Below are 17,155 nucleotides of genomic sequence, written 5' to 3' on the forward strand. Positions count from 1 at the left end.
AAAAGATTCCACCCGGCCGTGTTCGCCCACGCAAGCGTTGCCGCTATAGTTATGACAGCACGGCATGTGTGCACAGTGTTTTGAGCAGATTGCTCCCTAGTAACACTTTTGTCAATTACGTAACAACATTTTATTTAGCAAAAAGGAATCATCTTGCTCCACCTGAAATTTAACATTTGTTAATCAAGATAGTTAGCTTGCTTTGCCCACAACCGGATTTCAGACGCACTGCCCGCTCAGGCCTGTGAAACGGCGTCAAAAGCCGTCAGGGCAGCGGGAAAAGGCTCAAGAACCCTGCGCAGCACACCCTGCACATGCGAGATAGCCAGCCCGTAGTTGGTCATGGGAATCCCCTGCTCTTGGGCACGCCCCAAGCGCGCAAGCATGCTCTGTCGATTGAAGGTGCAGGCTCCGCAGTGGATTATGAGCCTGTAGGGGCTGAGATCGTCGGGGAAATCCCGCCCCGCCAGATTATCCACGCGGATGTCGCCCCCGGCGTATTGTCTGAGCCAGCGCGGTATCTTGACCCGTCCGATGTCATCCGCCGAAGGATGATGCCCGCAGGCCTCGGACACCAGCACGGCATCGCCGGGCTGCAACTGGTCTATGGCAGCCGCGCCCCTTGCAAAAGCCGCCAGATCGCCTTTGAATCGGGCCATGAGAATGGAAAATGTGGTCAACGGGATATCTGGCGGCGTGTCTGCCACAGCCTTGAGCACAATCTGCGAATCGCAGACCACGAGAGCGGGTTTTTTGTTCAGCCGGGCCAGCGCAGAGGCCAGTTCCCGCTCTTTCACCACCATGCAGGAGGCGTCGCTGTCGAGAATATCGCGTATGGCCTGCACCTGCGGCAGTATGAGCCGCCCCTTGGGCGCGCCAAGGTCGATGGGAACCACCAGCACCGCCAACTCGCCCGCTGGCAGCAGGTCGCCCAGCAGGCGCGGCTCTGCAAACCAGTGTTCCGGCGCAAGGGCCGCCAGAGCTTCACGCACCTGCCCCATGCCCTTGCCTGTCATGGCGGATACGCTCATCCAGCGGATACCTTCCTTATCCAGCCCGCCAAGCTGCCCGGCAGAAGGGGCCGCCAGATCGCACTTGCCAAAAACCACACCAAAAGGAATTTTGCGCTCACGCAACTGGCCTACAAAAAAATCTTCATACTCGCCCCACTGCCCCGGCTCAACGGCCAGCAGGGCAACATCCGTGCGCTCAAGGGCCTTGAGCGTGCGCTCCTTGCGCAGCTCGCCCAGCGCGCCCACATCGTCAATGCCCGCAGTATCAATAAATACCACAGGCCCGAGGGGTGCCAGTTCCAGCGTTTTTTCCACCGGGTCGGTGGTTGTGCCGGGCGTGTCGGAAACAATGGAAACCTGCTGCCCCGCCAGCGCGTTGAGCAGGGACGACTTGCCAACATTGCGCCGACCATAGATGCCTATGTGCAGGCGCAGACTTTTGGGTGTTTCATTCATGCCAGAAGCTCCGGTTGCGTAAATTACCCGCCTGTTCCCCTACCTGTGTCCAAGCGCGGTTGCGGCCTCTGCACTGAGCAGGTTGTCCACATCCTCCGCCTTCATCAGGCCTCTCTCCAGCACCACGGCGCGCACGCTCTGCCCTGTTTTGTGCGCCTGGGCGGCTATTTCGCCCGCAAGCGCATAGCCAAGCACCGGCACAAGTGCTGTAACCGTGGCAAATGACCTGCCAAGATGCCGGGCGCAGGCGGCTTCGTCAGCCTCAAGGCCCTGCACGCAATTTTCGGCCAGCATGGTATTGGCCTGCGCCAGCAGATGCATGCTGCCAAGCAGGCAATCCGCCAGAAGCGGCATGAATGCGTTGAGCTCCAGTTGGCCCAGAAATGCGGCCTGGGTCACGGCGCTGTCATCGGCCATGACCCGCAGGGCGGCCTGTGATGCGGCCTCGCAGATTACGGGGTTGACCTTGCCCGGCATGATGCTTGACCCCGCCTGCCTTGCTGGCAGTTTAAGCTCACCTATCCCCGCCGAAGGGCCGGATGAAAGCAAGCGTAAATCTGCGCAAATTTTAAATAAATTTACTGCATGGGCTTTAAGAATGCCGGAAACTTCAACCAGTGGATCAACATTCTGCGTGGCGTCCACCAGATTTTCTGCCCGCGAGAGGCCCAGCCCCGTGACCTCGCGCAGCTTTTCGACCACCAGAAAAATGTATTTGCGGGGGGCGGTTATGCCCGTACCCACCGCCGTGCCGCCAAGGTTGACCACACGCAGCCGCTCCGCGCACTTGAACACGCGCCAGCGGTCGCGCGAGAGGCATTCCGCCCAGGCGGAACACTCCATGCCAAGGGTCACAGGCACGGCATCCTGCAACTGGGTGCGGCCCACCTTGAGAATATGGCGAAAGGCCAGTTCTTTTTCCTGAAAGGCAGATTGCAGGGCGGCAATGGCCTGTTCCAGATCCTTGAGCAGAAACAGGGCGGCAACCCGCACCGCAGTTGGGTACACATCGTTGGTGGACTGGTGAAGGTTCACATGCCGCAGGGGGTCTATGCGGGCGTAAGAGCCAAGGCAACCCCCAAGCAGTTCTTCGGCCCGGTTGGCAAGTACCTCGTTCATATTCATGTTGGTGGAGGTTCCCGCGCCGCCTTGCAGGGCATCCACCACAAAGGCATGAGCCAGACCCCCCTGGGCAACCTCGCGGCAGGCATCGGCAATGGCCTGCGCCTCGGGCTGCGGCAGATAGCTAAGCTCCGCGTTGGCGCGGCAGCAGGCCAGCTTGACGAGAGCCATTGTTCGCACAAGCTCGGGCCTGACGGCCCGGCCCGAAAGTGGGAAATTTGCCAGCGCACGGGCCGTATGTACGCCCCAGTATGCCGACAGTGGGACATCCACTGCGCCCAGTGCGTCCGATTCCTGCCTGTATGACTGCGCACTAGGCTGTGCAACGCCCGGCTGCACGCCGGAGTTGACGGAGTGTGCCTTGCCACTGCTCATCAGTCACCCCTCCCTGCAACGGGCATTTCCCTCCGCCGCAGCTTCAAACAAAGCCCGCCGGCTGGCTGCTACTTGATCGCCCGCAGGGCAAACATGGGCACAGGATTGTAGGTTTCATCGCGGTGGGCGTAGATGCGCGCGCTCAGGCCGTGGTCGCACCAGCAGTCTGAAAAACCGGAGTTGCGCAGGGTCTGCACGTCCCATACCGGGCGGGATTCGGAACTGAGCGGCAACTGGCGGCGAATGTTTTCGCATTCACGCATCATGTCGTCATTTATGCCCACATGCTGATCCGCCAGATCCAGAAAAGAAACCGAGCCGTAGTCAGCGTCAAAATTCAAGAGCACCCCGCCGGGCCGCAGCACGCGGTTCCACTCCCGGTACGCGGCAGCGGCATCCTGAAGCGTCCAGGTGAGGTTGCGCGAAATCACAGCGTCAAAACTTGCGGATTCAAACTCAAGGCAACAGGCGTCCATGCGCTGAAAGGCCACATCGCACCCGGCTTGCCGGGCAAGGGCCGCGCCTTCGTCCAGCATGGCCTGGGTCATGTCCACGCCGCAGACGCAATGTCCCTGCTCTGCCAGCAGTATGGCGAAAAATCCGGCCCCTGTACCCACATCAAGGATGCGCAATGGCCTTGCCTCTGGCAGATGGGGCATGATTTCCGCCAGCCACAGGGATTTTTTCTCACAGGCAAGCTCATGACGCCGTATTTCGCCATAGCTTTCGGCCCGGCGCGACCAGTAGTTTTCTATGCGGCCCGTGAGCGTCGGGCCGGGGACGGGCAGGGCATCCGAGGTGACGCAGGCTGTATCTGCGGCGTAGCGGTTCATAACTGCTCCTTTACTTTTAACGTCTTGATGCGGCTTATCCATTCCAGGCCGAACGAAACAGGATTGCCGAACTCACCAGTTTTTGCGCGTAGGGGTGCGAAACGCCAGCCAGCCCTGTGTCTGCGGCCTGTTCCACAATGCGGCCCTGATGCATAAAAAGGATATCATCGCACAGATAGGTCACGGCCTGGAGGTCGTGCGCTATGAAAAAATAGGTCATGTTGCCCTTGAGCTCGCGCAGCAGGTCAAGAATGCGGGTCTGCACCGAAACATCCAGCGAGCTGATGGCCTCGTCAAAGACCACAAAGCGGGGATCTGTGGCGATGGCGCGGGCAATGCACACCCGCTGCAACTGACCGCCGCTGACCTCATGGGGCAAGCGGTCTGCAAGGTTTGCGGCAAGGCCAACGCGATCCATCAGCGCAAGCACTGCCCTGTCCGACCCAGCACCTCTGCCGCAGGCCAGCAAAGGCTCACGGATGATGCCGCGGATGGTGTAGGCCGGATTGACCGAGGTTGTGTAATCCTGAAAAACCACGCTCATGCGGCCAGGATTGCGCCGCAGCCACTGGCCCACACTCTGCCCTTCTAGCAATACCGTGCCGCTGCTTGGGCGCTCCAGCCCGAGAACAATGCGGCTCAGCGTGCTTTTGCCGCTGCCGCTCTCGCCCACCAGCCCCACGGTCGCGCCCACTGGTATGTGAAAACTCACGTCATGCAGAACAGATTTGGGCTGGGGATTCCACAATCCGCCCTTGCCATAGCTTTTGCAGATATTTCTTACCTCAAGCATGGGCGCGCTCCAGCATGGCTTCAAAACCCCGCGTCAGCGCAAGCCTCGTGCGGATGAGATACTGCGTATATTCGTGCTGCGGCGCGTTAAACACGGTTTCCGCAGGGCCGTATTCCACGCAGCTGCCATCCTTCATCACAAGCACGGCATCTGCCAGACGCTGCACCACGCCCAGATCGTGCGAAATAAAGATCATGGCGGTATTGCACTGTGCCCGCAGTTCCAGAAACCGTTGCACGACCTCAAACTGCGTTTCCGCATCCAGTGCCGTGGTGGGTTCGTCGGCAACGATGACCTGCGGCTCAAGGGCCAATGCCAGAGCAATCATGCAGCGTTGCAGCATGCCGCCCGAAAGCTCGTGCGGGTAGCTGCGCAAAACTTCCTGCGGTGCGTCAAGGCGCACACGTCCGAACATGGTTACGGCCAGATCCTCTGCCTGCCCGGCGGTGTACGCCCCATGCGCAGTCAGGGTTTCCCTAAACTGCGCCCCCATGGTGTACAGGGGGTCAAAGGCTGTCATGGGCTGTTGCAGCACCATGGCAATCTTGCTGCCCCGGAGCTGGCGCATCTGCTCCGCCGGGGCATGCACAAGATCAATACCGTTAAAAACAGCCGTGCCCTCGCCCGCAAGCGTAGGCGGCAACAGGCCCATGATGCTGCGGCAGGTCAGGGTTTTGCCGCTGCCGCTTTCGCCCACAATGCCAAGGCAGGCCCCGGCGGCAAGCGTAAAGTCCACGCCGTGCACAAGCTCCTGCCCGTTTGCGCGCTGCACCACGCGCAGATTGCGCACATCAAGTACATGGGGCACATGGGGCGCGGCGGCGCAGGACTGCTCCTGCTTTTGGCAACCTGTATTGAACGCGCTCACAGGCTCACCCCCTGCAGGGTGGTATGGGCGGGGTCAAGGGCATCGCGCAGGCTGTCGCCCAAAAAGTTGAAGGCCGCCACAACCAGCAGGATTGTCAGCCCTGCGGGCAGCATCTGCTGCGGGTACATGGACATGATGTCCTTGGCGTCGCTGAGCATGGCTCCCCACTCCGCCGTGGGCGGCTGCACTCCGAGGCCCAGAAAGGACAAGGCTGAAACAGACAGGATCACTGACCCGGTATCGAGCGTTGCCAGCACAATGATTTCGCCCAGCGCGCCGGGCAGCAGATGCCTGCGGAAGATGTGCCACATGCCGCAGCCCGCCACGCGGGCAAAGCGCACATAGTTGACGTCCGTATACTGCATGACCACAGAGCGGACCATGCGCGAATACCAGGGCCACTTGGCAATCACGCTGGCAATGACCACATTGCCAAGCCCCGGCCCAAGCATGCCCACAATGGCCAGAATGAGCACCTCGCTGGGAAAGGACATCATCACATCGCAAAAACGCATGATTGTTTCGTCAACCTTGCCGCGACAGAAACCCGCCACAATGCCCAATCCGCTGCCGATAACAAGGGTTATGCCCATGGTGAGCAGCGAAAAGCCCAGGGTGGCGCGCCCGCCCCAGATGAGCCGGGACAATACGTCCCTGCCGAGCTGATCTGTGCCAAGGGGATGCGCCAGAGACCATGCCGCAAATTTGTTTTTTATATCAATGGCCGTGGGGTCCCACGGAGCCGCCAGGGGCGCGCACAGGGCAAGCGCCGCCACGGCAAGCAGAAAACACAGGCAGACCATGCCCACAGGGTCGTTGCGCAGCCGCCGCCATACCCTCATACCTGCTCCCTGGCGCGCAGGCGCGGATCAATGACTGCGCACAAGATGTCCACCAGCAGGTTGCAGCCCACAAACATCACGGCCATCAGCAGCACATAGGCCTGAATGACGGGGAAATCGCGGTTAAAAATGGCGGTGACGCACAGCCAGCCGAGGCCGGGCCAGGCGAAAATGGTTTCTACCACAAAGGTTCCGGCCATAAGCTTTGGCAGCGACATGCCAAGCCCGGTCAGGGTGGATTGCAGGGAATTGCGAAATATATGCCGCCAGATCATGCTCCGCGTGAGGCCCCTCGCCCTAGCATAGAGCACGGAATTCTTCTGCTTGTTCTGCACCATGCTGTTGCGCAAAAGCCGCGCATAGGTGGAAATGTAGGACAAAGAGAGTGTCGCTGCTGGCAGAATGACCGAGCTTGCGCCCTGCATGCCGCTGGTGGGCAACCAGTTGAGCTTGACGGAAAAAAGCCACATGAGCAGCAGCCCGGCCCAGAATCCGGGCGTGGCAGTGCCAAGAAAAATAAACCCGCGCAGCAGGTAATCCACAGTGCGTCCCTCGTGCATGGCGCACACAAAAGCCATACCCACGCTGCACACCGCCATAAAGAGCGTTGCCGTCAGCGCCAGCCACACGGTGGGGGGCAAGGCTCGGGCCAGTTCCTGCGCAACGGGCTTGTTGTCCACATAGCGCCTGCCCAGATCACCCTGCGCAACGGCGCACATCCAGTCCGCATAGCGCGTCAGAAAAGGCTTGTTGAGGCCAAGCTGCTCACGCGTGATAGCCAGCACTTCATCCGTGGGCTCGATTTCATTGACGCGGACTGCCACCTCGGCCGGGTCGCTTGGGCTGAGCTGGATGATGACGAATGAAACAAAGGAAATCCCCAGCAAAAGCGGGATTGTCAGCAGGAGGCGGCGGAGAATGTATGCTTTCATATATGTGGAGCATGGGGCGCGCCCTTGCGACTGTGCAAAGACGCGCCCCTGAACTGTGCCTGCTGCCTAGCGGGCGGGTGTGTTCTCGAAATACATTTTTTCAAAAGGAATTTCGTACTGCGAAACGGCGAATCCAACGCCCTGCAATGCTTTGGAATGCACAGCCTTGGTGCGCGAGTAAGAAATGGGAATATACACGCCCTCGTCATGTACATAGGTGAGAACTTCCCTGTACATGGCCTTGCGGGTCGCTTCATCCGGTTCAATCATGAGCTGGCTGATGGTTTTATCCAGCCATTCCTTGCGCTCCATGCCCACCTGGGCCTGATAGTCGCCGTGTGCGGGTTTGCGCCACGATGAAAGGTAGGACTGCGGGTCGTAGGGGGTTCCCCACGAAAGCGAATATTGCAGTTCAAAATCGCCAGTGCGCTGGCGGTCAAGAAATGCCTGCTTTTCTTCACCGATGATCTTCATTTCTATGCCGACCTTTTTCAGGTCGCTCTGCACGTATTCGGCAAGTGTGCGCTCCTGCGCGTTCTGCGAATTGTAGTACAGACGCACTACGGCCTTTTGCCCGTCCTTGGCGCGCAGGCCATCGGGGCCGAGCTTCCAGCCAGCGGCCTCAAGCATGGCTGCGGCTTTGGCCGGATCATAGCCGCGCACGGGCAAACCAAGGTCGCAATAGGGTACCGTGGGCGAAATAAGCGTGTCGGCCACGCTTTCCGTGCCGTTCAGAACGCCGTCCACAATGGCCTGCTTGTTGACCGCATATTGCAGGGCCATGCGCACTGCGCGGTCCTTGGTCACGGGCTGGTGCGCATTGAGCAGGATGGCGCGCGAGGCAATGGGCTTGCTGATAAGGGTGGCGTACTTGCCTTCCTTTTGCAGCGCGTTAAAGGCGTCCATGTTCAGCATGTCGCCGTCTGCACCAAAAACCAAATCAATTTCACCCTTTTGCAGGGCAAGCATAATGGTCTGATGGTCAGGCATGACGCGCCAGCGCACGGCCTGCAGCCTGGGCTGAGCACCCCAGTAATTTTTGTTGGCCGTAAACAGCGCGTACTGCTTTTCCTTGTGTTCTGTCAGCACCCAGGGGCCGGTGCCCACATAGCCGGAAACGCCGTCCTTGGTCTGACCGTTAATAAAGCAGTTGGGCGAAATAATACGGAATGGCCGCACAAGCCCCAGTTCCACCAGGGTGGGATAGTACGGATGCGTGAGCACAAGGCGGTACGTGTACGTGTCCACCACTTCGTTGCGCTCAATCTCGTTAACCATTTCAAATCCATGCCGCTGCCTGTTGGCAACAATGGCGTCCATGTTCAGCTTGACGGCGGCGGCATCAAAGGGTGCGCCGTCTGTGAATGTCACGCCCTTGCGCAAATGAAATGTATACACCCGGCCATCGGGCGAAATTTCCCAGCTTTCGGCAAGGCAGGGCTTCACACCCTCGGGGGTGTTCACCACCAGCGGTTCAAACACCATACTCTGGGCGGCCATTTCCCCGGAGTAGAGATGGGGATTGATGATGCGGATGTCCTTGGTGCTGGCGTAGACCATTTCAGTACGCTGCGCCTGGGCAGTGGATTTTTCATCATTCTGGCAGGCGGATATGTTCAGGCAGCAGATCAGGGCCGCCAGTACAAAACCGATTTTTCGCATATCGCGCTCCATGCGGCGAGGCAGATTTAGGGGTTGACAGTAGTAGCACTTTTTCTGCAAAGATAACATCGCCGTTGCAAGCAAATCCAGTAGCACGAACTTATAAAACGTGTCCATATGAAATCTTACGTCACTATCGGGGGAACGATGCGGAAAAAAGTTTTATCGCTTCTGGCTGCCGCAGCCTTGCTGCCTGGCCTTGCCGCCACTGCGCAGGCTGTGGACTTCAAGACCAAGGGCGTCTGGATCATGAATTTTGAATATGGCGGCGGCGGCAACTTTATGGAACGGGGGCGCTCCGTCAACGGCACGCAGGCCAACCGCACCACGGGCTGGGGCCGTTATAATGAAGACCAGTTCGAGGCCAAGTCGCGTGTGCGCCTTCAGCTTGACGCCGTGGCATCAGAAGCGCTTTCCGGCACCGTGTATTTTGAGATTGGCCGCCAGTACTGGGGGCAGGCCAGCAACAAGTCCGGCGCGGCTCTGGGGGCGGACGGCAACAACGTCATCAAGATCAAGCACAGCTACCTTGACTGGACCATGCCGCAAACCGACGTAAAGATCCGCATGGGCATACAGCGCATCTTTTTGCCAGACTACGTGACCGAAGCCTCGCAGGCCTTTGACGCCGACACCGCAGGCATAACGGTTTCCGTGCCGGTAAACGAAAACCTCTCGCTCACAGGATTCTGGGCGCGCGCCTACAACGACAACTGGGCCGGAACCGGAAATTCCCCGCAGAGCTATCTGGACAACTTTGATCTTTTCGGCCTTACCGCTCCCCTGCGTTTTGAAGGCCTCAACATTACGCCCTGGGGCCTTGTGGGCGCGTTTGGCAGCAATACCTTTCGCAAGAACAATGATTTTTACGGCAAAAACAACGATGGCGCGGGCGCGCTGGGCGTAGCCCCTGCCACATATGCCCTCAGTAACGGCAAGGTCGGGCGGCAGATCGCCAATGCCTATTCCACCATTTTCTGGGCAGGCCTGACAGGCGAAGCCGTGGCCTGGAATCCCTTCCGGCTGGCGTGGAGCTTTAACTACGGGCAGTCGGACACTGGCGTTGAAACCCTGAACCGTAAGGGCTGGTACGGTTCCCTGCTGGCAGAATACAGTATGGATTGGGGTGTGCCCGGTATCTACGGCTGGTATACAAGCGGCGACGACGGCAACGTGAAAAACGGCTCTGAGCGCATGCCTACCATTGAAGCCAACAACGAAAGCACCAACGGGCTGGACAGCTTTGGTACGCTGGGCACACTCACCCTTGGGCGCGATACCCTGCTTGGCTCCACCTTTGTGGGAACCTGGGGCGTGGGCGCGCGCGTGAAAGACGTGAGCTTTCTGGACAAGCTCAAGCACACCTTCCACGCCAACCTGCTTGGCGGCACCAACAGCCCCACCATGGCCAAGTACATCAAGGGGCAGAAAGATGTGGACGGGCAAACCCTGTTCCGCCCCGATGTAACCCCCGGTAGCATGGGCGATTTCAACACGGCCAACTACTACGGCCTGTACCTGACCTCGCGCGACTACGCTGCGGAATTTGGCGTCACCTCCACCTACCAGATGTACGACAACTTCAAGATTGTGGTGGAAGCCAACTACATTGCCCTGTGGCTTGACCAGTCCAAGGATGTCTGGGGCGGGTACACCACCACAAGCGGCGCGCGTATGGGCGGCGTCACCACCCAGGACGCCTGGAACGTCAACATGAGCTTTATCTATAAATTCTAAACGCCACGCGCCAAGCAAATTCCCCCGAGTCCGGCGGGGAGGCTGATTTAGCAGCTTCCCTGCCGGGTACAATCCCCCCCTCTTTTGCCAGCATACCACGCGGGCATTCTTGCAGAAATTGATGGTATCACCAGCTTGACTGTATCGCAGACAAACTATAGTTTGTGTTACATTTTTTAAAAAAATAACATAAATCAACAAGCTGGGCGGCATCCTTGCGCCCTCTTGCTGTATTCGTCGCCCGCACGGTAACACTTTTTTATATTACATAACACACTCAAAAGGTTGTGCAGCAATCCCCTGCGAAAAGCCCACGCGCACCCCGCGCGACAGGTATAAGAAGGAGGAAGACGTGTAATGAACAAGGTTTCAGCAATTGTGGCGGCTGCCGTGCTTGCAGGCCACTGTCTTTGCGTTCAGCCGGGCTGGGCGGCAGAGACTCCACCCGAAACAGGAGGGCAGGAGGCCCCTGCCTCAAAGGCAGACCTCACGCAGGGCAGCCTTACAGCGTATGACCTGCCCGCCGTAACCACTTTCGGCGTGGCCGATCAGGCTCCAACTGTTCCAGTGCAGACGCGGTTTGGCACCCAGTACAACGTGGTGACTGAAGAGCAGATCCGCCTACAGAACTCTCTTGATTTTTATGACGCCCTGCGCAACGTGCCGGGCGTCATGTATCAGAAAAAGAACATCATCGGCGGGCAAACCAGCGCGAGCCTTTATGTGCGCGGGCGCGGCGCAAGCCATCCAAGCCCTGACATCAATATCTTTTTTGATGACGTGCCGCGCAGCGGCGTGCTGTACGGGCAGGCCCTGGCCGACGGCATCCCGGTCTACGCCCTCGGCGGTATGGAAATTTACAAATACCCCCAGCCGTCGCGCTTTGGCACCGGTTATGCCATGCTGAACTTTATTCCCAAATACATGACCAAGGAAGGTTATGAGCTGCGCATTGGCGCAGAGGGAGGCAGCTTTGGCACTGTGGCCGAAAACGTTGGCATGGGCGCAAAAAAAGACAATGTGGATATTTATGCCGCGCAAAGCCTTGTCAGCACGCTGGGGCACAAGGATCACACAGCGGCCTACCAGGCGAGCTACTACGGCAACATGGGCATAGGCCTGTCTGACAACTGGTCGTTGCGCATGATGGCCAACCGGGTGGATGCACAGACTCAGGTTCCCAACAATCCCATTACCAATACCCGCACCACAGACCGCTACGATACACAGACAAGCCTTGCCACGTTGAGCCTCATCAACAAGTACAACAACGCCAATGGTTACCTCAAAGGCTATTACAACGACACGCTGTTTTATCTGCGCGGCGAAAATTCCAACACAACCACATCGGTGCAAACCAACAATCTGTACGGATTGCGAGGCCGCGAAACCTATTCCATCTGGGAAGGCAGCGAGATAGTCAACGGCTTTGATCTTGATATCAGCGACCTGCGCAACGACCAGCGGACGTATTCCACAGATTCCACAACATCGTGGGAATTTCCTCAGCACAGGATGTTTTCGCCCTACGCTGCCGTCAGCCAGATGTTTGGCAGCAAGGAAAGCTTTCACGTTACGCCTTCCGCTGGTCTGCGCCTGTACACAAGCAACCTCTTTGAAGACAAAACCGCTCCGCAGGCTGGCCTTGTGCTTGGCTACAACAACACCAATCTTGGCCTCAACTACGCGCGGGGCGTCAACTATCCAAGCCCTGTTATCCTCCAGGGCCTGCTGACCAACAAAACATCATTGCCTTCCGGCCTGGACACCAAGGATATTCGCCCTGAAGTGGTGGACCACTATGAAATGTCGCTCAGCCACACCCAGCCGGGGCTGTTCACGGCAAGCGCCACTGTCTTTCACGATGACGGCCGCGACAGACTGCGCGCCTATATGTACGGGAACGCCAACCCCACCAGCGACTTTTTCACTTCGTCCGCGTCTGAATACAAAATTGACGGGCTTGAACTTGCTGGCAGCGTCACGCCCACAGACAACCTTGAGCTCTTTGTGGGCGCAACCTGGCTGAAAACATGGGCCAAGGGCGACGACGGCGAAACTACAAGCAAAATGCCCTACACGCCTGCCTTTGCCCTGCAAACCGGCTTCAAGTGGAAGTTCTTTGATAACTTCCAGCTCAGCGGCGATTACCAGTACCTCAAGGATGTTTACGCAGCCAACTGGATGCGGACGACAAACCCCAAAGCGCCTTCCAGCAACGTGACCACACTGAATGAAAGAAATCGCCTGCCCGACATCAACGTGTTTAACGCAAGGCTGGACTATACTTTCAGCTACGACGACATGCACATTGAAGAAGGCAAGGTTTTTGTGGCGGTAAACAACATCTTCAATACGCCATACGCATACAGCATGGAGCTTTCCGGCAACAACCGGGGGCTTTACAACATGCCCGGAACAAGCGTCATGGTTGGTTTTGACCTCAAGTTCTAACCAGTATTGCGCCGCCTTGCGTGCAGGGCGGCGCTTTTTCAGGAGGAAGCATGAGCAAAAACTTTGCACAACACGCTGAAAGAGAGGAATTTTTCAACGCGCACGCCACCGGATGGGAAGCCCGCAACTATCCGCCGGAAAAACTCAGGCAGGTTGACCAATTGGTTCAGGGGCTGCCCCTGGCGCATGCCCGTGTTATTCTGGATGTGGGCTGCGGCGAAGGTGTGCTGCAGCCTTTTTTGCAAAAACATGCCCAGACCGATGCGTCATTCCTGGCGCTCGACCCTTCCGCAGCAATGCTCCAATGCCTTTCCGCGCGCTTTCCCCATGTGCGCACATATCAGGCGGCGGCAGAATGCATGCCCCTGCCGGACGCCAGCGTGGACATGGTTATCTGTTTTTCCGCCTTTCCGCACGTGGCGGACAAAAAAGCCGCGGCTCGCGAGTTTTATCGCGTTCTGCGCCCCGCTGGCCGTGCCTATGTGCTGCACATAGATGGCCGTGAAAAACTCAATCAGCTTCATGACAGCCACCACGCGGTGGAAGGTGATCATCTGCCCTGCCCCACGGGCATGCGCATCATCTTTTCCGAGGCTGGCTTTACGAACATAGAGGCCAGTGAAGGGCCAGACCATTTCCACTTTTGCGCTATAAAATAGCTGGGATACGCCATGAAAAAATTTTCCGCCCTTCTGTGGCTTGCCCTGGTTCTCATTCCCCTTTCCGCAACTGCGGCGGAACCGCTGCGCGTTGTGGCCGGAACTTCGCTTATTTCGGATATTGTTGCCGACCTGACAGAAGGTAAAAGCGAAACGCTCACCCTGATCCAGGGTTCAAGTTGCCCTGGTCATGAGAATGCCAGCACCGGGGATTATGTTTTTGCCGCCAAGGCAAAGCTGCTGCTCGTCCACCCGTTTCAGCGCCATCTGCAGCAGGTCGATGCCATGCTCCAGGCTGTGGGCAACCCTCTGCTTGCTATTGTTGAAGTAAGCCCGCGTGGCAGCTGGCTCATACCCGATATACAAAAGCAGGCTGTGCGGGAAATTGCGGCGGCGCTTGAAGGCGCGGCCCCTGAGCTTGCGCCGGTTATCAGGCGGAGGATGCTGCAACGGCTGCAAAAGATTGACGCCATTGCCGCAGAATGCCGCTCGGCGCTTGCTGCCACGCAGGGATTGCCTGTTATCGCAGCATACATGCAGGCAGAATTTGTAAAATGGGCGGGCTTTGACGTGATCCGCGCCTTTGGCAGGGCTGAAGACGTTAATGCGCGCGGACTGGCTGAAATTTTGAGCGCAGTCAAAGACAGCCCAGTGGCGGGTGTGGTGGATAATTATCAGAGCGGGCCGGACGCGGGGCTACCGCTGGCGCTGGAGCTTGGGGTGACGCATGTGGTGCTTTCCAATTTTCCCGGCTCCAGCAACGACGCGCCGGACTATTTCAGCCTGTTGCGCCGTAACGTGGCGCAATTGCAAACCATAAAGGCAAAGCCGTGACCCCGTGCCTGGCCGAACTGCGCAACGTCAGCGTTCACTACGGCAAGCGATGCATCCTGAACGGCATAAACCTGCGCATCGAAAAGGGTGATTTCTGGACGCTCATCGGCCCCAACGGCGCAGGCAAGTCCACTCTGATGGGCCTTTTTAACGGGCTTACGCCACACAATGGCGGCACCGTGTATTTCAAAGGTAAAAGTGTAAGCCCAGACATGCTGGGCGAGGTACGCCGTCAGGTGGCGCATGTTTTTCAGGCTACCGACCTTGATCCCAAAATGCCGCTTTCTGTCTTCGCCTCCGTGCTCAGCGGCACCTATGGGCGGCTGGGGCTTTTTCGCTGGCCGGGAAAGAAAGAAAAAAATCTTGCCATGCAATCACTTGAAGTCGTTGGCCTTGCGCACCTGGCCCAGCGGCCTATCGGGCATCTTTCTGGAGGCGAAAGGCAGCGGGTGGCGCTTGCCCGCGCCCTGGCGCAGGAGCCGGAACTGCTGCTGCTTGACGAACCCACAGCCGCGCTTGACTGGCGCGCGCAGCGGGATATCTGCAATGCTGTTGCCACACTGCGTGAAGCATTCAACCTCACTGTCGTCATGGTTACGCATGACCTCAACGCTGTGTTTGCGCTGGCTCAAAAGGTTGCCATGCTGCGGGCTGGCGGCATGCTCTGGCAGGGCGACGCGCAGGATGCCGTCAATGCTGAGCTCTTGAGCAGACTGTACGATGTGCCCATTCAGATAGCGCACAGCGGCGAGCGCATGGCGGCCCTGTTTTAAACAGGGCCGCCTGCATGACAAATAACTGCGGGTGAAATATGGATGACTTTTTTCAGTACGCTTTTTTGCAAAGGGCCTTGCTTATGGCCTTGCTTGGCGGTTCTGTCTGCGGGGCAATGGGCGTCTTTGTGGTGTTGTGGCGCATGAGTCTGGTGGGGATGTGCGTTTCGCACGCCGCCTTTGCCGGAGCGCTGCTTGCCTTATGGCTTGGCGCGCCGCCGCTGGCGGGTGGGCTTGCAGCCAGCCTTGGGGCTGCCTCTGCTGTGGGGCCGCTTGCTGAAAAACCCGGATTCAGCCTTGATACCGCCATGGGTGTTGTCTTTGCGGTGGTGATGAGCCTGGCCATGCTGGCTTTGGGCCTCATGCCCGGCGCACGGACAGAAGGCCTCAGCCTCATATGGGGGAGCCTGCTCACGGTAACACGCTTTGACCTGCAACTCATGGCCGCAACGGCCTTGCTTCTGTTTGGCTTTGTTTTTCTGTTTTTCAAGGAGATCGAGGCAATCATGGGGCAAAGGCATGCGGCGGTAGCTGCGGGGATTCCCGTCAAGGGCATCTACTATGCCTGCCTCATTTTGATGGGGCTGGTGGTGGCTTGTGCCCTCAAGGCCATCGGCGGCTTATTGATCTATGCGCTTATTGTTACACCAGCAGCCACGGCATTGCAGATCACCTATCGCCTGAGCCGCATGTTTCTGCTGGCCGCCCTGTTCGGCGCGGTGGCTTCCGTTGCGGGCCTGTGGCTTTCATTCCATTGGGCTGTGCCGCCGGGGGCCGTTATTGTGCTGGTTTCTTCCGCCATACTTGTTGCAGCCATGATCTTTTCGCCCAAGAAGACATGCCGGAGCGAGCAGACATCTCCTGTCGAGCAGAGCAATCAGGCCTGATCACTAAAGCCCCTTGAGCACAAAGAGCATGGGAATACGCACCACACAGGGGATAGCTTTACCCTCCCGCTGGGCAGGCTTGAACGATGACGACTGCACACAGGCCAGCGCCGCATCGGCAAAATCTTCATGATCAGCCTGCAACACGCGGGCGCGGAGCAGCTTGCCCTGCATATCAAGATAGGCTTCCACAACCGCCTTTCCTTCAAGGTTACGGCGTTGGGCAGCGCGGGGGTACCGCAATGGAGCCTGCCGTAAAAATCGTGGCCCGCCCTGAGCATTCCAGGGCATAACCTGCGGATGGGGGGAACCATCCCCCTGCACAGCGCCCGTGGCCTGCTCCAAAGGGCCAGAGCCGCTGCTGGCAGAGCCTTGACCGCCATCACCGCCAGATTGAACTGGCAGGCCGGCTTGGGCAGACTGCCCTGCGGCTGTGGTTACCTGCTGGGGCTTTGGCTGGGCCGATTGCTCCTGCCTGTGTTGCGAGGGCTGCGCCTTGTGGTTGCCAGCGGGCCTTTCTGCCGGCTTCGGCTTGACAGAATGCTTTTTTACAGGAACAGCCGCCTCAGACACCGTTTGCTCGGCTTTTGCTGCTGTTTCTGTCATTGGCGGCGTAACTGAGACATCCTCAGCCATGCCGCCCGCAGCCTGTGCCTGCAGCCCCGCCTCTCCTGCCAATGAACTCCCCACACCTGAGAGACTGACCATCACTGCCCCGCCAGACTGAACCGGAAGATACCGGGGCAAGGCGTAGGCCCCTGCAAGCAGGCATGCCGCGAGCACAGCGTGCAGAATGGCGGAATACCCCAACCAGCGGACAAACAAACGTTTGCTGCGCCGAGGCGGCGGGTAATCAAACGGCAACACGGGAACCTCCGGGACAGTACAGGTCAGGAAGATATAAAATTTGACTGC

General features: G+C 58.4%; 15 protein-coding genes. 6 read left to right on the plus strand and 9 right to left on the minus strand.

The genetic code is table 11. From position 1 onward, the window contains the following. Positions 1-236: 236 nt before the first annotated feature. The 8 genes from hydF to nikA form a co-directional block, all read right to left on the minus strand. Positions 237-1,469, minus strand: coding sequence for a [FeFe] hydrogenase H-cluster maturation GTPase HydF (gene hydF / locus ACUZ9Q_RS07510; protein WP_449247636.1), 1,233 nt, complete (start codon positions 1,467-1,469; stop codon positions 237-239). Between the two features lie 39 nt (positions 1,470-1,508). Next, positions 1,509-2,966 (minus strand): aspartate ammonia-lyase, encoded by a 1,458-nt coding sequence (locus tag ACUZ9Q_RS07515; RefSeq protein WP_449247637.1) that lies wholly within the window; start codon positions 2,964-2,966, stop codon positions 1,509-1,511. 68 nt (positions 2,967-3,034) lie between these two features. Continuing rightward, positions 3,035-3,799 carry a class I SAM-dependent methyltransferase gene (locus ACUZ9Q_RS07520; RefSeq protein WP_227118389.1) on the minus strand — a complete coding sequence of 255 codons (765 nt, stop codon included), beginning with the start codon at positions 3,797-3,799 and terminating at the stop codon, positions 3,035-3,037. Between the two features lie 34 nt (positions 3,800-3,833). After that, complete coding sequence (locus ACUZ9Q_RS07525) at positions 3,834-4,592, minus strand: ABC transporter ATP-binding protein (RefSeq protein WP_449247638.1); 759 nt, start codon at positions 4,590-4,592, stop codon at positions 3,834-3,836. Then, positions 4,585-5,460, minus strand: a complete 876-nt coding sequence (locus tag ACUZ9Q_RS07530) for an ABC transporter ATP-binding protein (protein WP_449247639.1) — start codon at positions 5,458-5,460, stop codon at positions 4,585-4,587. The genes ACUZ9Q_RS07525 and ACUZ9Q_RS07530 overlap by 8 nt, the downstream gene beginning before the upstream one ends. After that, positions 5,457-6,302, minus strand: a complete 846-nt coding sequence (opp1C, locus tag ACUZ9Q_RS07535) for a nickel/cobalt ABC transporter permease (protein ID WP_215647586.1) — start codon at positions 6,300-6,302, stop codon at positions 5,457-5,459. Before opp1C ends, ACUZ9Q_RS07530 begins: the two co-directional genes overlap by 4 nt. Continuing rightward, the gene (gene opp1B / locus ACUZ9Q_RS07540; RefSeq protein WP_323390682.1) at positions 6,299-7,234 is read right to left on the minus strand and encodes a nickel/cobalt ABC transporter permease; all 936 of its coding nucleotides are present in this window, start codon (positions 7,232-7,234) and stop codon (positions 6,299-6,301) included. The genes opp1C and opp1B overlap by 4 nt, the downstream gene beginning before the upstream one ends. A gap of 66 nt (positions 7,235-7,300) precedes the next feature. Further along, positions 7,301-8,896 (minus strand): nickel ABC transporter substrate-binding protein, encoded by a 1,596-nt coding sequence (gene nikA, locus ACUZ9Q_RS07545; protein WP_022658745.1) that lies wholly within the window; start codon positions 8,894-8,896, stop codon positions 7,301-7,303. 147 nt (positions 8,897-9,043) lie between these two features. Here nikA and ACUZ9Q_RS07550 point away from each other — a divergent pair, with 147 nt between their 5' ends. The 6 genes from ACUZ9Q_RS07550 to ACUZ9Q_RS07575 all read left to right on the plus strand — a co-directional run bounded on the left by ACUZ9Q_RS07550 (position 9,044) and on the right by ACUZ9Q_RS07575 (position 16,240). Then, entirely contained in the window at positions 9,044-10,633 is a 1,590-nt protein-coding gene (locus tag ACUZ9Q_RS07550; RefSeq protein WP_449247640.1) for an outer membrane homotrimeric porin, read from the plus strand. 357 nt (positions 10,634-10,990) lie between these two features. Further along, on the plus strand, positions 10,991-13,087 hold the full coding sequence (locus ACUZ9Q_RS07555) for a TonB-dependent receptor (RefSeq protein WP_215647583.1): 2,097 nt from the start codon (positions 10,991-10,993) through the stop codon (positions 13,085-13,087). A 50-nt stretch (positions 13,088-13,137) separates the two neighbouring features. Beyond that, positions 13,138-13,746 (plus strand): class I SAM-dependent methyltransferase, encoded by a 609-nt coding sequence (locus ACUZ9Q_RS07560; RefSeq protein ID WP_449247641.1) that lies wholly within the window; start codon positions 13,138-13,140, stop codon positions 13,744-13,746. Between the two features lie 12 nt (positions 13,747-13,758). Next, positions 13,759-14,580, plus strand: coding sequence for a metal ABC transporter substrate-binding protein (locus ACUZ9Q_RS07565; RefSeq protein WP_215647581.1), 822 nt, complete (start codon positions 13,759-13,761; stop codon positions 14,578-14,580). Further along, positions 14,577-15,353: an ABC transporter ATP-binding protein gene (locus tag ACUZ9Q_RS07570; RefSeq protein ID WP_449247642.1), complete on the plus strand. Its 777-nt coding sequence runs from the start codon at positions 14,577-14,579 to the stop codon at positions 15,351-15,353. The genes ACUZ9Q_RS07565 and ACUZ9Q_RS07570 overlap by 4 nt, the downstream gene beginning before the upstream one ends. 38 nt (positions 15,354-15,391) lie before the next feature. Beyond that, positions 15,392-16,240, plus strand: a complete 849-nt coding sequence (locus ACUZ9Q_RS07575) for a metal ABC transporter permease (RefSeq protein WP_192111844.1) — start codon at positions 15,392-15,394, stop codon at positions 16,238-16,240. 3 nt (positions 16,241-16,243) lie between these two features. Here the strand turns inward: ACUZ9Q_RS07575 and ACUZ9Q_RS07580 are convergent, their stop codons facing one another. Continuing rightward, positions 16,244-17,107 carry a TonB family protein gene (locus ACUZ9Q_RS07580; RefSeq protein ID WP_449247643.1) on the minus strand — a complete coding sequence of 288 codons (864 nt, stop codon included), beginning with the start codon at positions 17,105-17,107 and terminating at the stop codon, positions 16,244-16,246. Between the last annotated feature and the right edge of the window lie 48 nt (positions 17,108-17,155).

The sequence above is a fragment of the Desulfovibrio desulfopostgatei genome, assembly GCF_053570645.1.

What these genes read in the sequence shown, in the direction of transcription:
- nikA (WP_022658745.1), bottom strand. Translation starts at nt 8,896, where the DNA reads ATGCGAAAAATCGGTTTTGTACTGGCGGCCCTGATCTGCTGCCTGAAC.
- opp1B (WP_323390682.1), bottom strand. Translation starts at nt 7,234, where the DNA reads ATGAAAGCATACATTCTCCGCCGCCTCCTGCTGACAATCCCGCTTTTG.
- ACUZ9Q_RS07515 (WP_449247637.1), bottom strand. Translation starts at nt 2,966, where the DNA reads ATGAGCAGTGGCAAGGCACACTCCGTCAACTCCGGCGTGCAGCCGGGC.
- ACUZ9Q_RS07555 (WP_215647583.1), top strand. Translation starts at nt 10,991, where the DNA reads ATGAACAAGGTTTCAGCAATTGTGGCGGCTGCCGTGCTTGCAGGCCAC.
- ACUZ9Q_RS07560 (WP_449247641.1), top strand. Translation starts at nt 13,138, where the DNA reads ATGAGCAAAAACTTTGCACAACACGCTGAAAGAGAGGAATTTTTCAAC.
- ACUZ9Q_RS07550 (WP_449247640.1), top strand. Translation starts at nt 9,044, where the DNA reads ATGCGGAAAAAAGTTTTATCGCTTCTGGCTGCCGCAGCCTTGCTGCCT.
- ACUZ9Q_RS07520 (WP_227118389.1), bottom strand. Translation starts at nt 3,799, where the DNA reads ATGAACCGCTACGCCGCAGATACAGCCTGCGTCACCTCGGATGCCCTG.
- ACUZ9Q_RS07575 (WP_192111844.1), top strand. Translation starts at nt 15,392, where the DNA reads ATGGATGACTTTTTTCAGTACGCTTTTTTGCAAAGGGCCTTGCTTATG.
- ACUZ9Q_RS07525 (WP_449247638.1), bottom strand. Translation starts at nt 4,592, where the DNA reads ATGCTTGAGGTAAGAAATATCTGCAAAAGCTATGGCAAGGGCGGATTG.
- ACUZ9Q_RS07565 (WP_215647581.1), top strand. Translation starts at nt 13,759, where the DNA reads ATGAAAAAATTTTCCGCCCTTCTGTGGCTTGCCCTGGTTCTCATTCCC.
- hydF (WP_449247636.1), bottom strand. Translation starts at nt 1,469, where the DNA reads ATGAATGAAACACCCAAAAGTCTGCGCCTGCACATAGGCATCTATGGT.
- opp1C (WP_215647586.1), bottom strand. Translation starts at nt 6,302, where the DNA reads ATGAGGGTATGGCGGCGGCTGCGCAACGACCCTGTGGGCATGGTCTGC.